Below are 4,595 nucleotides of genomic sequence, written 5' to 3'. Positions count from 1 at the left end.
CGGGAGCACCTCGTCGAGCGCAGGCAGGGATCCTTTGTCAAATCGATCCAGGGCATCGCCGAAGATCTGTATCGGCGCATCTACAAGCGCCTTCCCCCCGCGCAGGATCCGTTAGAGGACCCGGGGTTTCGGCGACTCTACGACCGCGTTCGCCACAGCCTAAAACGCATCACAGGCCAAGAGGGCGCTGATAGCCCGCGAGAGCACACCACAGGCGGTGTTCGGGCTACACCCCAAGGGAATACCCCTCCTGGCCTTTCTGTACGCCTCACGCCGCCTGAGCGCCCTTTACGAGAACGTCCTTCACGAGAGCATTCTAAGCAACCAAGAAAGCGCCAGGACCCTCGCATGCAAGACCCCCTGGTGGAAGATCCTCTGGTACAATGCCTCGGGCCCGCCGTCCCGTCAGCCAATAAGCTCGTCCGCGATCGTAACGGGCAGCGCTGGCAGCTTCGCTCCACTCTACGACCTGCTGATTCAGCAAAGACCGCCCAGACCACGCGAGCGGTACGTTCGTCAGGCCCTGCGCCACGGATTCCGTGGCACCGCCCGTATCTCGATCCACTTCGCATCGCCGAAGAGCTGCATGCCCACCGCGAGACGCTCCACACCGCATTTACCCACGGATGGAAAACAACCATTCGAAAGGGAAGGTGGACACCGCACAAACCTCGCACAGCCCGCCAGTCCGAAACCATTATTGCCCAGCGCGGAAGCGACTATCCCTCCTTTATCTCGGTCGGACGGTGGCGCACGGGCGAGATCTCGCGTAGGCACAAAGGGAGCGCTGTCACCGTGCCCTGGATCATCGCCGACATCGATGGCGAGAGCCCCCGTGCATCCGCCAGTTATGCCAAAACGCTGTGCCGTCTCTTAGCCCAACATGGGGTCGACCTATCCGAGATTGTCGTTAGCTACACCGGCGGCCGCGGCTTCCACGTCCGCATCCCACACGGCATAGTCGGATGCCCCATCTACCAGGACGCCGGCGCTGCAACCCGGCTCCTCATCGCTTTTTTCGACCGACTCTGCGAAGACCGTCCCGACCTTCGCAAACATATCGACAACAGCGCCTGCAGGCCGACCCAGATGATCCGCATGATCGGGAGCAACCGAACGCGCGGCGGACGGTGCGTCGCTGTAGACGGCACGTCGTTTTTACAGCTCGACCCCCTCATTCTCTTTGGGCACAGCGACAACCAATCATACAACGGATACGTCCTACCCCGGCCCGAAGACGCCACATACACGCCCGCTCTCAAGTATCTGTTATTGGAAGAGGAGTCAATAACTATAGCGCACACGGTCTACAAGCAAGTCGAGCAGCTTTTAGGCGCACTATCCACATCACACAGGGTAAAACGGCAGCGCTCCCCCAGCAAAAAAAATCGGCAGACCCACTCCGCCATACATGTTAACAACTACTGTTGGAAACCCCACTTCTCGCGTCCGCCGCCGATACCGGCAGACGCCCCCCATTGGATCAAATATGAGGCCCAAAACGGGGACTCCTACGAGAGCCAGAGTGTCATCGACCGGCTTATGTACCCCGTGCAGGAGGCAGAGGCCTGGGGCGAGGCCGTAGGACGCCCCTACGTAGGCCGTAACGCGGCGTGCTTCGTGATAGGGCTCTATGCCTGGACCTACCCTGAAGCGGCCCTACAGCGTGTACAGGCGCTCCTGCGAGGGCGTGATGGGGAAGCTATGCCTTCTGGCGACGGTGCAGCACCGCTGCACGGAAAGTCTATACCGCACAGAGCGTCTACGCCGCACGGAGGGGCTATACTGCACGAAGGGGCGTACCTCATCAGGAAGATGACCTCCAGTGAAGCTGAGAGGGCTGTACGGGCGATCGTGCACACGTGGAACCGGCTGGTCTGCCGCCCCACCTTGCCCGAGCGAGAGGTTGACACCACACTGCGTAGTGCGCGCAAGTATACGTGAGCGGCACAGTAGTATAGGAAATAACTATTACGGCAAGCAGAACTTTAGAAATGTAGTTCTGAAGAAATGTAGAACTGTAGCACTACTTTACTACATTTCTGTGCAGTGCTGTGTACCGACGAGGTGTTGAATTAGCAGCATCAAACTGTGCTGTAGGAGCCTGTGAAGGTGATCCCGACGCTAATTTACGCCGGTTACATACAACGTGAAGGGGGTTTTCATGACATCAAAAGTTGGCCAAACCTCTCTGGTTGGATGTGTTTTCTGCTTTCACATTCAAATGTCCCTGCATCCCTTATGTCTCGTCCCTCTCTGTTCTCTGAGCCGACACCGGCGATAATAGGCACTCTCTCGTCGCGCGTGTTACGTTCGAAACGCGCATTTGCCAAATGCTTCGCTCCGGGCACTTACCACACGTTGTGCGCGGTCACCTACGTAGCCAACTTATCGCTTGTAGCTGAGCTGTTCGACATCTTCCAGTTTGAGGCTGTAGAGCTTGTTATCGGAGAGGAGGCCGCCCCGCTTCGCGGCAGTGCCGAAGGACGAGTAGCCCTTGTCGAGCGGCTCTACCGCTTGCGTGACACCGGGCGCTTGCGTCTCTTCCTAAGCCCGAAGCGATCGCTACACACGAAGCTGTATTTACTTTACGGGACTGAGCAGTCTCGTATCATCACGAGCTCAGCCAACTTTACACGGTCGGGATGGCGGGGGCGCCAGGTGAACCACGCCTCAATCTACGACATCCCCAAGGGCCTGCCAAGCGATCCCATCTCAACCAATCGTTCCGAACCCACTCTGCTTAGCGAATACGATTCGTACGTCCAGTCAATTGAGCGCGACTACCTGGAGCATCGCGACGACTTCTGCGAGGGACTGTTCTTTGGCCCCCTCCACGAACTGATGAACCGTTCTTCTCTCGACACTACAACTGCGGTCCGGATCTGGCTTCAGCAAGACGAAGCCTCGGCTGAACTCGCTATCACCGATTCGATGGACACGCTTGCGAGAGAGCTGACGGTGGTCACCGTACAAGAAGTAGAGGGTTTGGGCTATGCGACAACGATGCCCCTTGCTCCAGAAACATCACCATCGGATTCTAAGGAGCCAAACACATCCCCCGTCGCCTCATACATTACGCTGTCGCTTCCTGCAGGAAGTCGACGGCAGAAGGCTGTTGCGAAAGCACTAAAACCCTTCGACGCAAAATCAACCGGCCACGAGGTGCGCGTTCCTACTACGACGCTGCTTGATCACCGGCGACATGTAGTGCCCCTCATGAACACCGGACTGTCGCATAGTGCTGATAATATCCCCATCCCTTTTGCGTGGATTGGACTTCAGGGTCAGCAACAATCGCGTTGCCTGATTCCCAACACAGAAGCCGACTCTGACGCGCGTCGTGTCACGCTCCAAAAGGCGATCGCTCCCGTACGACGCTTTCTCGAACTGGCTGATACTGGACGGACATCGAACCTTGACTCGGTACGGTCGGCTATCGTCGAGACACTGGTTTATCTGTTTTGTGCGCCGTTTTTCCATCTAAACTGGGCCCACGAGTGCCAAACGGCCGCCAGTCGTCCTCAACGGGGACCGCGATCACTCTTTCTGTTTGGGGACTCAGAAAACGGAAAGTCAACCGTACTGCACTTTGGACTGTCTCTCTTGGCTGGACGCCCTGTAGATCCAGTACCTGGACGCGATCTCTCAGCTGATGGCGTACTTGCTGCCGGTCAACTGGGTACGGCCTTCCCAGTCGTTTTCGACGACGTGCCTCACAATCGCTTCCGGCGCGGCATGGGACTCGAAAAAGTCATCAAAGGCTACTGGCTGCGGTCAGAGGCGGTGGGCCGGTCGTATCCAGCATTGGTTCTTTCCAGCAACCGGGTACAGATTCCACGGTGGATGGAATCACGCATGAAGCGTATTACCTTTCCGGTACGCTATGCACGATCAGACATGAAGGTGGCACGCGAGATCCGTGACCTCACTGGAACGCCGGGACGCCTTTTCATGCTGTTTGCCGGCCGCTATCTGCAGCATTTGGCGGCACATCCCATAGGCATCCAAGAAGATGAGTGCGCACTGGGACGCACTGTACTACGGTCGATCTGGGAAGATGCTGATCATTCGCCAGAGGAAATCCCCGCTACACCTCATGAAGTTCGCTATCCCCCTGGACGTCCGGTGTGGCAGCGCATTTTACGTGGCGAAGGACATGCCGCCGTTCAGCTTGGACACAAGCGGAGCCTGCAGGTGATTTTCGAGCACTACAAGCAGGCCCAAGAAAACGCCTCGCTGCTTCCCAGTGCGCTGGGGGCAACCGTCTCGAACCGCATGGTCGTGATTGACGATGGACGGAGATTCTTGTCTTGGGTCTACCCAGAGGGTAACATGCCGCTACGTTACAGCTACCTGCGCACACGCCTTTATCTTCGGTGATACCCCACGCGAAGCACTACAGAACTGTATTACTACAGCACTTTAACACTACAGTGCAACCGTTCTACAGCACTGCAGAACTTTAGCAGTACTCCTCTGTAGTGCTGTAGTGCTGTTATCTTCACTCCCCGCGCTATTTTCAGAATTGGACGTCTCATGCCCATGCATACCCTGGCGTTGGTAAACCAGAAGGGCGGCGTTGGCAAGACCAC

Annotated in this window: 2 protein-coding genes; both read left to right on the top strand. The window is 57.2% G+C overall.

Going from position 1 to position 4,595, the window contains the following annotated elements:
- Positions 1–348 precede the first annotated feature (348 nt).
- On the top strand, positions 349–1,944 hold the full coding sequence (locus PPP56_RS11500) for a hypothetical protein (RefSeq protein ID WP_353564189.1): 1,596 nt from the start codon (positions 349–351) through the stop codon (positions 1,942–1,944).
- 297 nt (positions 1,945–2,241) lie between these two features.
- Entirely contained in the window at positions 2,242–4,383 is a 2,142-nt protein-coding gene (locus PPP56_RS11495; RefSeq protein WP_353564188.1) for a phospholipase D family protein, read from the top strand.
- The last annotated feature ends 212 nt before the right edge of the window (positions 4,384–4,595 follow it).

Origin of the sequence: Longimonas sp. (genome assembly GCF_040409695.1) — a bacterium.
GTDB lineage: Bacteria > Bacteroidota > Rhodothermia > Rhodothermales > Salinibacteraceae > Longimonas.
Note: the sequence above shows the minus strand (reverse complement) of the source record. Positions and strands in the feature narration are given on the sequence as shown.

Excerpts from the sequence above, each read along its gene's own strand:
- PPP56_RS11500 (WP_353564189.1), top strand. The coding sequence starts at position 349 with ATGCAAGACCCCCTGGTGGAAGATCCTCTGGTACAATGCCTCGGGCCC.
- PPP56_RS11495 (WP_353564188.1), top strand. The coding sequence starts at position 2,242 with ATGTCTCGTCCCTCTCTGTTCTCTGAGCCGACACCGGCGATAATAGGC.